15 protein-coding genes are annotated in these 17,171 nt (G+C 38.9%); 4 read left to right on the forward strand and 11 right to left on the reverse strand.

Annotated features, from left to right (window positions below; genetic code table 11):
* The first annotated feature begins 316 nt into the window (after window positions 1-316).
* Both ACPF64_RS14500 and ACPF64_RS14505 read left to right on the forward strand, forming a co-directional pair.
* Complete coding sequence (locus ACPF64_RS14500) at window positions 317-1,666, forward strand: spinster family MFS transporter (RefSeq protein WP_426454135.1); 1,350 nt, start codon at window positions 317-319, stop codon at window positions 1,664-1,666.
* Window positions 1,667-1,781: 115 nt separating this feature from the next.
* Window positions 1,782-3,038, forward strand: coding sequence for an OprD family outer membrane porin (locus ACPF64_RS14505; RefSeq protein WP_426454137.1), 1,257 nt, complete (start codon window positions 1,782-1,784; stop codon window positions 3,036-3,038).
* A 39-nt stretch (window positions 3,039-3,077) separates the two neighbouring features.
* Here the strand turns inward: ACPF64_RS14505 and ACPF64_RS14510 are convergent, their stop codons facing one another.
* The 4 genes from ACPF64_RS14510 to ACPF64_RS14525 are packed head-to-tail and all read right to left on the reverse strand — an operon-like array spanning window position 3,078 to window position 6,913.
* The gene (locus tag ACPF64_RS14510; protein ID WP_426454139.1) at window positions 3,078-3,821 is read right to left on the reverse strand and encodes an SDR family oxidoreductase; all 744 of its coding nucleotides are present in this window, start codon (window positions 3,819-3,821) and stop codon (window positions 3,078-3,080) included.
* 16 nt (window positions 3,822-3,837) lie between these two features.
* On the reverse strand, window positions 3,838-4,536 hold the full coding sequence (locus ACPF64_RS14515; RefSeq protein ID WP_311073884.1) for a histidine phosphatase family protein: 699 nt from the start codon (window positions 4,534-4,536) through the stop codon (window positions 3,838-3,840).
* Complete coding sequence (locus tag ACPF64_RS14520) at window positions 4,533-5,654, reverse strand: phosphotransferase family protein (RefSeq protein ID WP_426454141.1); 1,122 nt, start codon at window positions 5,652-5,654, stop codon at window positions 4,533-4,535. The genes ACPF64_RS14515 and ACPF64_RS14520 overlap by 4 nt, the downstream gene beginning before the upstream one ends.
* A gap of 17 nt (window positions 5,655-5,671) precedes the next feature.
* Window positions 5,672-6,913 (reverse strand): acyl-CoA dehydrogenase family protein, encoded by a 1,242-nt coding sequence (locus tag ACPF64_RS14525; RefSeq protein WP_426454143.1) that lies wholly within the window; start codon window positions 6,911-6,913, stop codon window positions 5,672-5,674.
* Between the two features lie 89 nt (window positions 6,914-7,002).
* Between ACPF64_RS14525 and ACPF64_RS14530 the strand changes: the two genes are divergently transcribed.
* A complete protein-coding gene (locus ACPF64_RS14530; protein ID WP_426454145.1) occupies window positions 7,003-7,923 on the forward strand; it encodes a LysR family transcriptional regulator in 921 nt (306 codons plus the stop codon).
* A gap of 43 nt (window positions 7,924-7,966) precedes the next feature.
* Window positions 7,967-8,779 (forward strand): IclR family transcriptional regulator PcaU, encoded by an 813-nt coding sequence (pcaU, locus tag ACPF64_RS14535; RefSeq protein ID WP_003652006.1) that lies wholly within the window; start codon window positions 7,967-7,969, stop codon window positions 8,777-8,779.
* A gap of 95 nt (window positions 8,780-8,874) precedes the next feature.
* On the opposite strand, the gene ACPF64_RS14540 is transcribed toward pcaU, so the two are convergent.
* The 7 genes from ACPF64_RS14540 to ACPF64_RS14570 all read right to left on the reverse strand — a co-directional run bounded on the left by ACPF64_RS14540 (window position 8,875) and on the right by ACPF64_RS14570 (window position 17,170).
* Window positions 8,875-9,741 (reverse strand): MBL fold metallo-hydrolase, encoded by an 867-nt coding sequence (locus tag ACPF64_RS14540; RefSeq protein WP_426454148.1) that lies wholly within the window; start codon window positions 9,739-9,741, stop codon window positions 8,875-8,877.
* Window positions 9,742-9,745: 4 nt separating this feature from the next.
* Window positions 9,746-10,159, reverse strand: coding sequence for a DUF6691 family protein (locus ACPF64_RS14545; RefSeq protein ID WP_426454150.1), 414 nt, complete (start codon window positions 10,157-10,159; stop codon window positions 9,746-9,748).
* Between the two features lie 4 nt (window positions 10,160-10,163).
* Window positions 10,164-10,577, reverse strand: a complete 414-nt coding sequence (locus tag ACPF64_RS14550; RefSeq protein WP_080027223.1) for a YeeE/YedE family protein — start codon at window positions 10,575-10,577, stop codon at window positions 10,164-10,166.
* A 132-nt stretch (window positions 10,578-10,709) separates the two neighbouring features.
* On the reverse strand, window positions 10,710-11,168 hold the full coding sequence (locus tag ACPF64_RS14555) for a DUF6438 domain-containing protein (RefSeq protein WP_081407642.1): 459 nt from the start codon (window positions 11,166-11,168) through the stop codon (window positions 10,710-10,712).
* Window positions 11,169-11,821: 653 nt separating this feature from the next.
* On the reverse strand, window positions 11,822-14,251 hold the full coding sequence (locus ACPF64_RS14560) for a glucose/quinate/shikimate family membrane-bound PQQ-dependent dehydrogenase (protein WP_426454152.1): 2,430 nt from the start codon (window positions 14,249-14,251) through the stop codon (window positions 11,822-11,824).
* Window positions 14,252-14,332: 81 nt separating this feature from the next.
* Entirely contained in the window at window positions 14,333-15,652 is a 1,320-nt protein-coding gene (locus tag ACPF64_RS14565; protein WP_017388287.1) for a carbohydrate porin, read from the reverse strand.
* Window positions 15,653-15,718: 66 nt separating this feature from the next.
* The gene (locus ACPF64_RS14570) at window positions 15,719-17,170 is read right to left on the reverse strand and encodes a right-handed parallel beta-helix repeat-containing protein (protein ID WP_426454154.1); all 1,452 of its coding nucleotides are present in this window, start codon (window positions 17,168-17,170) and stop codon (window positions 15,719-15,721) included.
* Window position 17,171: the final 1 nt, after the last annotated feature.

Consider the following 17,171-nt stretch of genomic DNA (forward strand, 5'->3'; position numbering starts at 1 on the left):
CATTTTCTTCCTACAAATCATAATAATTTCTAAATTTTCAGACTGTTTAAATACCTATTAGGTATCCAAACATACTTAATAAGTAATGGAATTTTACATATAAAAAGAAAATAATATTTCCATCATATAGGAATTCTAACCCTCTTCTTTAACTATCTTTGTCTGTATATGCAGTTTGTATGTAAGGCAATTCTTCAATCAAACAGGTTATTTATTTTTCAAAAGTTATTGGGGGGACACCAAACTATCTTTTAGGAAACATAGATAGCCGAGATTCAACTTCTCTAAAAGAGTTTTATACATAAGGATTAAGTGTATGAACCAAAGTAATATTGCTGTTGAAAGGACACAAAAGAAAACCAATGCATATGCATGGTACGTGGTCATACTTTGTATGTTGGCCTATATATTTTCATTCATTGATCGCCAAATTCTGGCACTTATGATCGAGCCGATCAAAGCCGATCTTCAACTTTCAGATACCCAGTTTAGTCTATTACATGGCCTTGCCTTTTCACTGTTTTACGCCGTCATGGGTTTACCTTTAGCCTATATTGCCGACCGTTTTTCACGCCCAAAGCTTATCTCAATCGGCATTATTGTCTGGAGTTTGGCTACAGCCACTTGTGGTTTAAGTAAAAACTTTGTTCAACTATTCTTAAGTCGTATGGCTGTTGGTGTAGGCGAAGCTGCTTTATCTCCAGCCGCTTACTCGATGTTTAGCGACATGTTTAGTAAGGACAAACTCGGTCGCGCTGTTGGTATCTATTCTGTTGGAGCATTTTTAGGTGGCGGTATTGCCTTTTTAGTCGGCGGTTATGTCATTAATTTACTTAAAGGCGTGACTTTAATTCAAGTTCCTTTATTAGGCGCACTTAAGGCATGGCAAATCGCTTTTTTAGTGGTAGGTTTACCCGGCATCATTATTGGTTTGTTATTTATTCTGACGGTTAAAGACCCAGCACGTAAAGGTCAGCAGCTCAACCAAAACGGACAAGTTGATCAAGTCAAATTTAAACAATGTCTTCAGTTTATTAAAAAGCATTTAAAAACCTTTGCCTGTCACTATTTAGGTTTTACCTTCTATGCTATGGCGCTCTACAGTCTTACTAGTTGGACACCCGCATTTTATATCCGAAAGTTTCAACTCGCTCCAACAGAAACAGGTTACATGCTCGGTACCATCCTGTTAATTGCAAATACATTAGGGGTGTTTTGTGCAGGTTGGTTAAATGATTGGTTTATCAAAAAAGGACGCCAAGATGCTCCGATGATTACAGGTGTGATTGGTATTGTTGGTCTGATTATTCCAATTTCATTTTTTACTCAAACAGATCAGCTTTGGTTGTCGGTTAGCTTATTGATTCCAGCAATGTTCTTTGCATCGTTCCCTCTGGTGATTTCCGCAACAGCCTTACAAATGTTAGCGCCAAATCAATTTAGAGCACGCCTTTCAGCTCTCTTCCTTTTGATCAGTAACTTAATTGGGCTTGGTATTGGCACAACATTGGTCGCAATCATTACAGATAAAGTTTTTGCTAATCCTTTAATGGTTGGCTCATCTTTATCTATTGTCGGTGGGTTCTCTTGTGTGCTGGCTTTAATTTTACTTTTCAAAGGCTGCAAATTCTTTAGTGAAAGTATGAAGCTTGAAAAATTAAATTAATTGAAGCAATCACCTGCTATTTAACAGTACTCCCTTTAAGAACTTAGGGAGTACTACACAAATATTTCACAATACGTAATGCCTAGGACTGGCGCATCTATTTTGGAAATGGATTATGGAATTATTACATTGCTTTAAACCCCAGACTTTAGCTATAGCAACTTTAGTATTGATGTGTGGCAATTCATGGGCTGCAAACCCGAATCAGCAAACTGAAGATGAATGGAAACTCACTTTAAAAAATGCCTACATTAATCGTAATTTTGATAACGATGTACTCAAAGACACAGGTAGCTGGTCGCAAGCAGCGTCGTTATTTTATAAATCGAAAATGCATGACACCCCACTAGTAATAGCAGACAAGCCAATCACCATTGGTGCAGACGCTTCTGTTCAATATGCAGTACGTTTAAGTTCAGACAAACATGTCGCCGATACAGTTTTGCCTTTTAATAAAGAAACGCAATCTCAAGCATCGGACTATCTAAAATACGGCGCGACCTTAAAGCTGGGCTATGACAAAACACTTTTAAGTGTAGGTGAGCTTTGGTTGGATTTACCCGTAACGGCTGTCGATGCCAGTCGTCAGTTACTCACTTCGTATTGGGGAACCAATTTAAAGTCGCAACTTTCGGATCAGCTTTATGCCGAAATTGGTCGAGTTGAAAAAGTATCGCCACGAAATGAAGAGGACTTTAAAAAGTTTTCTTTTACGGCAAATGGAATTACCAAAGAATCTGATGGCTTAAATTATATTGACCTGCGTTATCAATTTACGCCATCACTCAAGGGTGAATACTATTTTGGTAATTTAGAAGATCTGTATAACAAGCATTATGTCGGACTTGAGCATACATGGAAGCAGCCAACTTTTGCACTTACCTCCAAGTTTAAATACTTCAATGCGAAAGATGATGGCAATACTTTTGATATTGATGCGCAGAACATCGGCCTACTTGAAACTGTAAAAGTGAAAAACCATACCTTTGGTTTAGGTTATCAACAAATTATTGGTGAATCAGCTTATCCACTACCAGATGGCTTCTTACCTGAAACCTATTTTATTAACTGGAACGCAACCGGATTCTTTAAAGAAGACGAAAAGTCTTACCATGTGATGTATGGCTACGACTTTAAAGATTACGTTCCAGGCTTAAATGCGATGGTGAAATATGTTTATGGCCATGACTTCAAGGCAGCCAATGGCGAGAAAAATCATGAAACTGAGTCGAATGTGATTTTGAACTATGCGTTTCAGCAGCCGTTCTTAAAAGGCGTTGCCCTTCAATATATTCGGATTGATTACAACGTAAAATACGGCAATGACTTTGGTGAAGATCGTTTCTTCGTCAATTACACCAAGAAGTTCTAAAAATAAAAAATTACCCCCTAAAATTTAGGGGGTAATTTTTTATCCTAATTTATTGACCAATCTTAAAGGCAAAACCTTCATTGCAATACTCATTGGCAACCATGGCCACTGCGGTACATAAGCTTTCACGGGTTGTTTTTCGATAGCTTTGACGAGTGCTTTGCACCCTGTTTTAGCATCGACTTCAAATGGCAAATGTTTAGCACCTTCATTCATTTCAGTGCGAATGTAACCCGGGAAAATTGTAGAAACTTTAATTGGCGTATCCAGTAATTCAGCACGAATACCTTCAGCCAAGTGAGCAACCGCAGCTTTACTTGCTGCATAGGTTGACAAATGTTTTGGTAATCCACGCATGGCACTCATGGATGACATTACCACCAAATGGCCTGCGTTTTGCGCTCTAAAAATTTCAACCGCCGCTTCACACTGTGCTAAAGCAGAAATAAAGTTGGTTTCAGCGGTGGCTTTGTTAATTTCAAAATTGCCTTTACCAATACGACGGCCATTTCCAACTCCAGCATTAACAATAATTCGGTCCAAATAACCAAACTCTTGCTTAAATGCACGAAAAACTTCGAAAACCTGATCGTAATGAGTGACATCTAGACTTTTTGCAATCACCTGAATGCCATATTCATTTTCAAGTTCAGTTTTTAAAGCCTCTAATCGGTCTAAACGGCGTGCGCAAATCGCCAAGTTATAGCCTTTCGCTGCAAATTCATGAGCCATACCCGCACCCAACCCAGAACTTGCACCTGTAATTAAAATTGTCTTTGCCATGCTTTTATCCTTATTTTTAAATCCATGTCAGCAAATCTGGACGCTCAGCTTTTATAAAATGATGTTCATTTAAACTTAAAACCTGAGCTTCATTTCCAACTAAACGTAAAGTGGTGAGACTTGTATTGGTAATTGCCCAGTTCAAGGCAAAAGTTCGATTGGGACTCAGTTCAAGTAATTTGCCAATTGCTACAGAAATCACACCACCAGAGGTAAAAACAACTGCATAACGAGGTTTGGTTTTTGCCAATTCATCACAAAGTTGTTGTAGTGCCGTTTCAACTCTGTCTTTAAAATGCGGCCATGACTCATCATATTCATGATGAAAATCGCCATCAGTCCATCGTCCAATTGCGCCTTCAAATATTTTGGCAAGATAGGCACGCGGGTTCTGTTCTTGTGCTACGTCAGCTTTTAACAATTCCGGTTGTTCAAAACGTGGTTCATAGCGTGCAAAAACCTGCTGATGATTAAACTCGTTCCATAGACTATTGTGATCAATCACAGCATCTGGAAAGCATTCATTTAATGCGAGTTGTGCAGTTTGCTCGTGGCGCTGCATGGTTCCGGCCACAACATAAGGTTGCTCTTTCAATATTTGTTTAAAATAACGACCTAATAAAGTCGCTTGAGCCTCACCATTTTCAGACAACTCATCATAATTACTTTTCCCAAATGATGCCTGTCCATGTCTTACCAGATAAATTGTGGTCATTTTCTTAAAATACCCTGTATTTTCTGTAGAGATTGCTGAGCAAATTCCGATTCTTGAATTTTTTGTTGCCCAATAAGTTTTAAAGCTCTGATATGTAACGCATGAATGACGATCCAGAAGTCTTTAAACGCTGGGTTTCGGGTTTGTTTATGGTAATAGCGGTAGTAAATTTGCTGAGCAATCACTGCTAAACGGAATACGCCAAATACCTCGTAAAAAGCCCAATTTTGAGGGTTCAGACCTGTTTTTTGCAGGTAATAATCAACAACTTCTTTACGAGAGAACATCCCCTTTAAATGGGTAGGTTGACGGCGTGTCGATCTGAAAATCATATTATCCGTGGGCTCAACCCAATAGGCCAAAGCACTGCCTAAATCCATTAATGGATCACCCAGCGTTGCCATTTCCCAATCCAACACGCCAATCACTTCAGTTGGATGTTCTGGATCTAAAATCACATTATCAAATCGCCAATCGTTATGAATAATGCAAGTCGTGGAATCTTGAGGAATATTATCGTTTAGCCATTTTCGAACATATTTAAATGAAGGAACGTTGATTGTGCGGACTTTTTCATAGCGTTTATCCCAACCTTCAACTTGTCTACGGCAATATCCTGTACCTTTGCCCAACTCTGCTAAGGGCGTGTTTTCATAAGGAACTTGGTGTAACTCGATTAGCTTATCAAGCACATTTACACAAAGCTCATGAACATCTTCTTCATTAAATCTAAGCTCGGGCGGCAATTTTGCACGAGGAATAATTCCTTCAATGCGTTCCATGACATAAAAATCACAGCCAATAACGGTTTCATCCTGACAAAGTGCCACCATTTTAGGAAGCACTGGATAATAAGGCGCAAGATTTTTTTGCACCATATATTCACGGGCCATATCGTGGGCTGACTTCGCTTTTGTTCCTTTTGGAGGACGTCGTAAAATTAAATCGGTATTTTCATACTTTAAACGATAAGTCCAATTTGAAGCACCACCTGTATATTGGGTCACGATTGCTGGGCCAACCAACTCAACACCTTGGTTCTTTAACCAACTTTCAACTGCTCCAATATCAAGTTCTTCACCTTCACGTACTTCACCGCCTATATCAATTACCGACATTCTAATTTCCTTTAAACTTATACTTTCTTATGACGACCATAACCACGTTTTGCTAACTCTAATTTGGCAATCATGCCTTTATGTACTTCATCTGGACCATCAGCTAAACGTAAACTACGCGCTTGAGCAAAGAAACCTGTTAATGGTGTATCTCTTGAAACGCCCGCGCCACCATGTAGCTGAATCGCCATGTCGACTACTTTTTCTAAAACACTTGGAGCGACCACTTTAATTGCAGATATTTCTGTTAAAGCGGCCATATTCCCTAAAGTATCCATTTTATAGGCTGCATACAAGGTTAAAAGCCGAGCTTGATCTATCGCTACCCGTGCATCAGCTACCCGTTCGAGGTTCCCACCGAGTTTTAAAATTTCTTTGCCAAACGCAGTTCTAGACATACCACGGTCAATCATCAGTTCTAAAGCTTTTTCAGCAGCTCCAATACAGCGCATGCAATGGTGAATACGCCCGGGTCCTAAACGGCCTTGAGCAATTTCAAAACCTTGACCTGCACCACCAATAAAGTTATCAAGAGGCACTCGAACATTATTAAAATGAACTTCACCATGTCCATGTGGCGCATCGTATTCACCAAACACTGGTAACATACGCTGAATTTCAACACCCGCCGTATCAATAGGCACTAAAACCATGGAATGTTGATGATGACGGTCTTTGCTTTCATCTGGGGTATGCGCCATAAAAATAATGACTTTGGCATTTGGGTCACCTAAACCAGAAGACCACCATTTTTTGCCATTTAAAACAATTTCATTCCCTTCTATGAGTGCAGTTGCTTGCATATTTGTTGCATCACTTGAAGCAACGTCTGGTTCAGTCATACAAAAAACCGAGCGAATTTTTCCATCTAATAACGGCTGTAACCATTGCTGTTTTTGCTGTTCACTACCATAGCGCCATAACAATTCCATATTTCCCGTATCTGGTGCATTACAGTTAAAAACGGTGGGTGCCAATAAACTACGACCAGTCAATTCGGCTATGTGTGCATATTCTTGAACTGATAACCCTGCACCGAGTTTGTCATCTGGTAAAAACATATTCCAAAGGCCAGCTTGTTTCGCTTTAGATTTCAGCGTTTCTAGAAGTGCTGGCCACTGCCATTTTTTCCAGTTTCCATCCGGATTTAGCTCATGAACTTCTTCCCAAAATTTTACTTCAACAGGTTCTATTTCTTCTTGAATAAATTTTCTTGTTCGCTCGACAAAATCTTGAGCTGTTTTTGAAAGTTCAAACATTATTTTTTCCTTTACATCATTATCTTGTCTTTACATCACCATAACTTGAAACTTAATATGAATGAAATGATTTTATTAAATAACACATCATGAATAATATTCATAATCTGCATGGGCTCGACTTAAGCTTTTTCCATCGAATAGATATCAATTTATATCCGCTTTTTATTGCGATTTATGAGCAAAAAAGTATTTCCAATGCTGCAAGCAGTCTCAATATTACGCAATCGGCAGCAAGCCATGCTTTACAGCGGTTACGCCAGCAACTTGAAGATGATGTATTTATACGAGTAGGTAATAGAATGTCTGCAACGCCTTTTGCAGAACAGATTTACCCAACTGTGAAGCAAGTGCTTTTAACCATTCAAAATATTAGCCAGCAGAAACATGTCTTTGACCCAACCAGTTTAAAAAACTTAAAAATCGCCGTGCACGATGAAATTGAGCCTATTATTCTTCCAAGACTTGCTCAACATTTTCAAAATCTTAATTTAGATTTGCAGTTTGTGAGTATGAAGCTAGATCGAAAACATATTATGACAGACTTGGCGACGCAGCAGCTCGACTTCGTGATTGATTTGGAACAATACTTATCTCCAAAAATTACCTTTGACCATCTGGTAACAGACGAATTTGTCATTTGCAGTCAACTTAAAGAAATTGATTTATCTAGTTATATCAATGGTAGACACATCGGTGTTTCGTCACGCCGTACGGGTGCTTTACTTGAAGATATTTATTTAAACCAACATCAAAAAATTTCAAGAAATGTATTCATGCGCTGTCAAAACTACTCAACGGCGTTACAAGTGCTAGGTGCACAATCTAATGCAATATTGACTATGCCTCGAATGATTTTGCAGCATTTATCCTATAGTTCGGAAATTCGTTTGCATTCACTCCCATTTGAGATGACCAATATCAAAATGGGGATGTTTTGGCATGAAGATTTAAGGGATAATTTAAGGCATCAATTTTTGCGACATGAAATTATTAAACTTTTTCAATAAAGCAAATTGATCTACTAACGCCTACATCGTACAAGGACCTGTCATGAGTAAAGATGAACGAATAATCCAGAATCAGGACAACAAGAAAACTATTCGTCATGAAGATTACATTGCTGGCATCGGTAAAGGCATGGCAATTTTAGATAGTTTTAGTAGCAATCAACATCGTCTAAACATTTCTATGGCTGCTGAAAAAACTGGACTTACCCGAGCGGCAGCAAGACGCCATTTATTAACTTTAGAATATCTAGGTTATCTTGAGTCAGATGGCCACTATTACTATTTAACTCCAAAAGTTCTTAAATTTTCGGGAGCATATTTGGGTGCAGCTCAACTTCCAAAAGTATCGCAGCCTTTATTAAACCTATTAACTAACCAAACCTCTCTTATTTATTCAGTGATGGTACTTGACGGTTATGAAGCCATTACCATTGCGCGTAGTGCAGCGCACCAACAAACCGACCGTGTAAATCCATACGGCCTACACTTGGGTAATCGCTTACCTGCTCATGCGACCTCGGCGGGTAAAATTTTACTAGCACATTTAAGCCAAGAAGAACAATTGGACTGGCTTCAAAAATACCCACTACAGCGTTTAACCAAATATACGCATATTGAAAACGATAAATTTTTAGAGTTACTACAAGAGATTCGAGAACAAGATTGGTGTTATTCACGTGAAGAACATGAATTAGGCGTTCATGCACTCGCCGTACCTATTTATGGGCAAGACTTTAAAGTCGTTGCTGCTTTAAACATTGTTTCTCCAACCATGAAAACAACTGAAGAATATTTAATTCAACATATTTTGCCTTTATTGCAAGAGACTTCACGGGATTTGAGACAAGTTCTTTAAATCTTACTTAGGCTATTTCTATGGGGTAAATTTTATTATTTGCTTAGGCTATTTTGTTGAGTGGTAATGACTGGATGGATATGCTTAGGCTATTTCTAAAAATAATTAAATGGTATTTTTAAATAAAGGATGCCATTCGCTTCAGGTTCCGGAAAATTTCCTGCATTCATATTAATTTGTATTGAAGGCAGAATTAATTTTGGCATTGCCAAAGTTGCATCTCTTTCTTGACGCATTTTTATGAATGACTCTTTAGAAACTTGTCGGTTTAGATGAATATTGCTTTGCTTTTGAGTTTTTATATCTGTTTGACAGATGTATTCATCTCGACCTTCTGGCTTATAGTCATGGCACAAAAACATACGCATCTCATCAGGAAGAGTATAAAGCTGTTGCACCGAGTCATAGAGCGCGGCAGCACTTCCTTTAGGAAAGTCACATCTAGCCGAACCATAATCAGGCATAAATAAAGTATCACCCACAAAAACAGCATCAGCAATTACATAGCTTAAGCAAGCAGGTGTATGCCCAGGTGTAGGAATGTTATAAGCATCTATATCCCCTATTTTAAAATGCTCATGATCTTCAAATAAATAATCAAAAGGCTGATTTTCATTAAATTTTTTAACGTCAAAATTATAGATAGTAGAAAAATTTTCTTGTACTACTGAGATTTTTTGACTAATGGCAATTGTGCCACCCAATTTAGATTTTAAATATTGGGCCGCGGTCATATGGTCTGCGTGTACGTGGGTTTCTAAAATCCATTGCACTTTAAAGTTTTGAGCCAAGACATAATCGATAATTAAATCGGCATTAGTCGTTTTTGTAGTCGCCGAAGCTGCATCGTAGTCAAGTACACTGTCAATAATGGCGCATTGACGCGTAACCAAATCCGCAACAACATAGCTAAAAGTATTGGTATTTTCATCAAAAAAATCTTTTACTAGAGGTTGTTGCATAGGTTTAATTTCCTTTATTTAAGACTCGGTAAATCAACATTCCTAATAACATTGCGCCAATAAAATAAAGTGCTTCAAAATGCCCTAATCCGATAAGTGTTAAAGCGGGCGCTGGACATATGCCAGCTACTCCCCAGCCTATACCAAAAATAAAAGCACCAACAATTAACCTTTGGTCAATCTGTGTATTCATTGGTAATTGAATTTGTTCATTAAAAAGTGTTTTTGGATTTTTGATCGCCTTTTGAAACGGAATAAATGCCACAGCAATAGCGCCTAACATTACAAACATTAAGCTGATATCCCACTGTCCAAATATATCTAGAAAACTTAAAACTTTTTCAGGATTAGACATGCCAGAGATCATTAAACCCAATGAAAACAAGCTACCAAATATAAAAGCAAAGATATTTTTCATAGGATTACCCCAACACATGACGAATGATATAAACAGTTAACATGCCTGCAAACATAAAAACTGCTGTCGCTATCATCGAGCGTTTTGATAACCTGCTCATACCACAAATACCATGACCGCTTGTACAACCTGCCCCTAACCGTGTTCCAAAGCCCACAAGTACGCCTGCTAAAATAAGTGCAAACGTATTGGCTTTAATTTCAATTTCTGCCTGATAAAAATAACCATATATGAAAGGTGTAATTACCAATCCCGCAATGAACCAGAATGCAGAACTTTTAAAGGTGTCTTTAGTGGGATTTATGATTTGAGCAAGCAATCCACTAATTCCAGCTATACGACCATTTATATATAAATATCCAACTGTTGCGATGCCTAGTAGCAAGCCGCCCAAAAAGGCATGGATAATATTTAACATAGGTTTACCCAAACAATATATGTTTTTATAATCTGTATTATACGCTGATTCTTTTAGAAATACTTAAAACAAAACTCTCAAGTATATAATTCTTCTTAACAAAAAAAGCCCCAAGATTTTGGGGCTTTATCATTAAATTAGATCTTTAATGCCTAATTGTTCAGGTAACTTTTCCATGACTTTATTCAGTCTATTATTCGCAGGAGACATACAACCTGTGTAATGGCTCAATTTTGTTTCCGTGCCATTTGGTTGAATCCATGAAATGTAATAGCTAGACATATCAGTTGCAGTTTGCTGACAACCCGCAGTTTTTGATTGTGTGCCTGTTTGTGGGCGATAAGTTTTTAAATCATCTGCAAGTTTTTGATAGTCTTTTACACTGCCTTGAATTTCTTTAACACCTATAGCTTTAGTATATTGCTTGCCTTCAAAGCGAATTAAACCCGTAGGTGTTACTTCTACAGAATAGATTGGGCATGCGCCAAAGCATGGACTAGAAGCATAACGAATTGTCTCTTGTGTATTCGGTGCTTGCTGAACAGAAGCACAACCCATCAAAGCTAAACCAGATAAAGTTGCAAGAACCAAAAATCTCATCGTATCACCTATTATTATCAAGTGGCTTTAATTTATCAAATCATACACTTCTTGTCATTAAAGACTATTTTTTGTGATTGTTTTCATTAATTCACATACCATTATAATACTTAGGCTATTTTCATGATGATCAAATATCATAATCTAAATCGCATAAAAAAAGGCCCATCTTGCGATGAGCCTTAAGCCAATAAAAGCTTAAAATCCTGAAATACAAATTATTACTGGGTAGTAATAACCTGCAACACCATTCTAACGTAATGCTATAAATTATATAAATATAATATAAATATATATTTACGCTTATTTTTTCAACAAAAAAAACCTGATTTTTAAGTGTAATAAGTTAATAATGTTTATTTCTAATTAAAATTCACCATCTTAAGTTAAACAAAACTTAACAAACAAATAAGATTTATTTATAGGTAAAACATTGTGAAAAAATATCTAACAGTTCGGCTACATCTAGGATTCAAGCATTATCAATCTTAGGAATATTTTAGGTTTTGCAATAAGTTAAAGTAATTTTTTACTATTTGGTAAAGCTATCTAGTTAAAATAATAGAACTTCCCCTCAGGCTTTAATACAAAAAATATATTAAAGTTAAAGGCAAAAGAGAAATGCTCTCTTTTGCCTTATTTAATTACTGTTCCAAACTATAAGCGACTACATAATCACCATGATCAGGAGACTGACGAGCACCGCCTGCCGTAACAACCACATATTGTTTACCTGTTTTCGGTGAAACATAGCTGATTGGGGTTCCTTGGCTACCTACTGGCATACGTGATTTCCACAGTTCTTTACCTGTAGATGAATCAAAAGCACGTAAATAGTAATCTTGCGTTGCAGCAAAGAAGACCAATCCGCCTTGTGTTGCCATTGGTCCACCAATAGTTGGCATACCAATTGGTGCTTTTAAGCCCATTTTGATACCCATAGGTCCAGTATCCTGTACTGTACCAAGCGGTACTTGCCATGCAATCTGACGAGTTTTTAAATCAATCGCAGTCATGGTACCAAATGGTGGTTTTTGACACGGAATGCTAAGAGCCGACATAAAGCGGTTTTTATTCACTTTATATGGTGTACCTTTCATTGGCACAGCGCCCATACCCGTATTTACTTTCTCTCCACCACTCGCCTGAATCTTAATATCTTCAGGGGTCTGTTCCATTAACTGAATCCATAACCCAAGACGCATATCGTTTACGAACATATAGCGATGTGTCGGATCAAAAGCAATGCTACCCCAGTTCATGCCACCCAAAGAACCTGGGAAGCTTAATGAAACGTCAGTACCTGGTGCAGTAAATAGACCTTCGTAACGCATTGACTTAAAGTTAATACGACACATGAGCTGATCAAACGGCGTTGCACCCCACATATCTGATTCAGTTAAAGTCTGATTACCAATTTGAGGCATTTCAACAGAACGCGGTTGAGTTGCACTGTATTGCTCACCCGGAATATTGGCAGGCTTAACTGGCTGTTCAATCACTTTAGTTAATGGTTTACCAGTTACACGGTCAAGCACAAAGAATTGGCCTGATTTGGTTCCAATGACAACAGCAGGTTTAGTCGTACCATCTTTTAATGGGAAGTCGACTAGGCTCGGTTGCATTGGCAAGTCAAAGTCCCATAAATCATTATGAACAGTTTGATATACCCACTTTTCTTTACCTGTTGTCGCATCAAGTGCCAAAACAGAAGTGTTGTACTTATGATCTAACGGATTACGGTTACCACCCCAAATGTCGACAGATGAACTACCCATAGGTAAGAACACCGTATTCATTTGCGGATCATAAGACATTGCAGCCCATGAGTTTGCCGAACTACGTTTATAAGTTTCACCTGGTTTAAGAACATAGTTAGGATCTGGATTACGTGCGTCAAATGCCCAGCGAAGTTTACCCGTAATCACATCATAACCGCGGATAACACCACCCGGCATATCTGCTGCTACGTTATCGGCAATACGGCTACCCACTACAATGGTTGTACCCGCAATAGTCGGTGCAGAAGTGACTTCAAAACGTGGAGCTTTAGTTCCAGCTCCTAGACCTTCTAACAGATCAACCGTTCCATTTACACCAAAATCAGCACAGCGCTGACCGTTATCTGCATTGACTGCAATTAAACGACCATCAGGTGTATTTGTATATAAACGGCGTGGACATGCCGTATTGGTTGCAACTGTGGTTACTGCATTTGCACCAGCCAAAGTTGGTTGTACAAGTGGCTTAGTCGAATCAAAGTATGCAACGCCACGGCAGCGCTCCCAAGCATCGGCTTTAGAGTTCACCTCAGCTTTCCAGAGCTGTTTGCCTGAATCAGCATCGATCGCAAAAATATTATTATGCGGTGTACATAAAAAGACTTTATTCCCAACTTGTAGTGGGGTCATTTGGTCTTCCGCACCATTACCACTACCCGTGGTAAAATCGCCTGTTCTAAAACGCCAAGCTTCTTTTAGTTTATGAACGTTATCTCGGTTAATTTGATCGAGAGCAACAAAGCGACTACCACCTGCATCATTTCCATAATTTTCCCAATTCACCTGTTTTTTAGCAGGATCAACTGGTACTAAAGGTAGCTTTTCACCTGAACTTGCTACTGTTGGATGTGGTTGGAACATTTGGTAGAGTGCAATCAACATACCGACAACAACTAACCCACCAACTGCATAAGATGAAGATGCCAAGCTAGTTTGAAATTGGTAACGTCGAATTGAAGGCAAGGTAAATAACAATGCGGCAAAAAGACCAGCAGGAAACATTAACCGCGAGAATAACGGCCAAAATTCCCATCCCGCATCAACAAATGACCAAATTACGGTGCCAACAAAAACGGCCGCGAATATCCAGACACCAAGTGCCTTTTTACGAAAAATACTAAATGCAGAAATGGTAATAAACAGCCCTGCGACTAGGAAATACCAAGATCCACCTAATGACACTAGCTTTCCACCGCCTACGATGTAAAAAACACCAGTAGCCAATAAAACTAGGCCTAATAGAAAACACCATATTTTGAATAAGATATGAAACTTAGAATCTGACTCAGACATAGATCCTACTCCACATATACTGAACACAATAGTTCAAGCATTTGGGCCAGTTAAACTATGTCTAACCAGCCATCAACATTGTTAAAAATTGACTTTCACGCTAAGACCAGCTACCCAAGCATCATCGACCGCTTTTACACCGGCAGGTTGATGGATATATTGAATGTTTGGACGTAACATAACGGCCGGAGACCATTGATAGGTATAGTTCAACTCGACATTTAGTTCGTCGTCTTGAATTGGAATATAGTCAGATGCAATCGCATCATAGCTATAATATCCACGACTTTCGTTCGTTGCGATCTGCTTATCTTTAGCACGATCATTGACCACATAATTGGCAATACCAAAACCAATCGAATCATTTGGGCGGCTATCAAACGGCCCTTTATACCAAAGTGCAAGTTGTTGTGTACTTTGAACAAAGGTGGTTGCTTTATCATTTACAACACCGTTCAAGCTTACGTATAAACCACGTTTAGGGTCTTCACCTTTATGGGTAAGTTGTTGCTGAGCATTAATCCAGAAACTTTGTTTCCCATCATGAACTTTGCCGGCAGTTTTAATGTCATTCGCTTCTGCGGTTGAGTACAACGCCCCTACTTTATATTCACCCGGTAAGCCATTAAAAGCAGCAAGTTTTGGTTTCCATGCAAGCTCAACCGGTATGGTTGCACCCTTCACGTTGTTCATATCCAGATTAAAGCCATCACTATTTGATTCGGTTTTAATGTTGTCTGGATTTACCTCATAAACACCCAATCCCAATGTCCACTCAGGCGCAAACTGATATTTAACATTTGTAGCCCAAACACCGACTGGTGAGTTGTACCAAATTGAACCGATTGATTTTCCTAACTGCCCACCGCAAAGCAATAAGTTCTGAAACTCACATTGAGAACTATTAAAGTCCTCTGACATACCCATACGGCCCACTTTGACCTGTACTGTGTTATCAACAAAACCTTTTTTGACCCATGCCTGAGACAGACGCCAGATTTTACCGCGACCATAAATCTCTTGGGCATTGCCCAATTGGCTAGAACGCGGGTCTTTAATACGCTCGAGAGTTAATGCATTCCCGTCACGTTTAGTCACGACTAGGCTCGCTGTTGTATCTTTCCATCCAGCAATTTTTTCTAAGTCGAAGTTTGCACCTAAAGAAAGTTGTGCAGCATTTTCAAAAGTATTGCTGTCGTTGTAACCACCATCTAAATTTGTGGCAGCTTGGCTCATAATAGAAGCTGTAAATTTATAACCTTGTTGCTCTAGTTGCTGACGTTCACCATTCCAGTCGCCAAGTAACCATTGACGGTCTTGCGACCACGGCTCATTCGCAAGCGCAAATTGGCTGCCTAATACAGCGATTGTTAATACACTCAGTTTCATTAAATTCGGCATTTTAAGTCCCTTTTATCATTTCTATATTTCTATGCTGCGCCTCAGTTTGAGGCGCTTTCCTTATTGTTATTTAACACTTGTAAAACCAAGCTCAGAAGTTGCACCAAAACGATCAGTGATATTTGCTGTAATTGAGGCAACTTTTACAGTTGGCTTCCAATTTGCTTTTGCGATTCCTTGTGCATCTGTAGCAACTGTTATTGCCCCTAAATATTGCTCAGCTTCTTTTGATGCCGCATTTTGATTACCAAAAAATTCAACTTGGTAACGTTGATTTGGTAAACCATTAACTTCTAGCGCAACTGAACCCTTATTCGCAGTTAATTTAGGAGCTTTAATACCCTGATTAGGTTGAGCATTACAGCCTTGTTCATTTGGTTGAGTACATGTTTTTTGTTGTTTAGATGGATCAACAACTACACCACCACCACGAGAACCTACAAATCCTTCGTGCTCAAGTGCAGGTACAGCAAATACAATTGCACCTAAACGCTGATTCGGTACACATGAACCACCTGCTTCACAGCGCTTAATATCTTTACCATTGTCCCAAATCAGGTTTTTAGTCAATGTAATTTTTGCATTTGCATCTTTTTCCGAACGAATCGCGACACCAATACGGTTACCATGCACTCTGTTGCTATCGAGAATGTTGCCATCGCCAGTCATGTTAAAACCAATCGAGTTATTGGTCATTTCATTGTAGGCAATATAGTTACGCTTACCCCAGTTAATCTGTAAGCCATCCGAATAGTTTTCGAATTTATTACCGACTACGGCATTGTCATTACCCCACAAAATTTCAATACCTTGTGATGGCTCTGGGTTTGCTTTAGTTGAAACAAAATGGTTATTTGCAATCAGGTTAAAAGCAGCACCGCGGGTTAGTTCTAAACCATCGCCATTGTCTTGGAAGATGTTGTCTAAAACTTTATTGTTATTGGTCGTGGTTGCCGTTGGGTTACCTTGCCCATCATCACCAGTAAGCATGACACCAGCACCACCGTAGTTATTACTAATACGGTTATGTTGAATAAGGTTATTGCTTGAACGGTTAACCAATACACCAATACAGAAACGATGAATATCTAGACCTTTTAACGTGACGTTATTTACATCGCGTAGTACTAAGCCCGGTAAAGTCATCGTACGCACATTGGTCCCATACTGTTCAGGGTTTGCGCCTGGGCAAGCTTTCGCACCTTCGCCTTTAATATAATTTGAACCATCAATCGCGATATATTCACCAGTTTTATCCCACTGGGTACCAATGATTTTGACCGGTGCTTTAATCTCAGGAAGCGCGCTGTTTAATTTGATCGCATAAGGTGCTTTGCCCACTGCCTGAATCAAGATGTCGCTAGCTTCAGTCGAATTCGCATTGGCTTGCTCAATTGCCCAACGTAAAGAACCTTTGTTGCTGTCGTCCTGATAACGGTCAACAACATAAGTTTGCGCCGCGGCTACACCTGAAACCATCAAACCTAATGCAAGAGTAGTTAAACGTAATGTATTCATT

It is taken from the genome of Acinetobacter sp. KB005 (assembly GCF_049949095.1).
GTDB lineage: Bacteria > Pseudomonadota > Gammaproteobacteria > Pseudomonadales > Moraxellaceae > Acinetobacter > Acinetobacter calcoaceticus.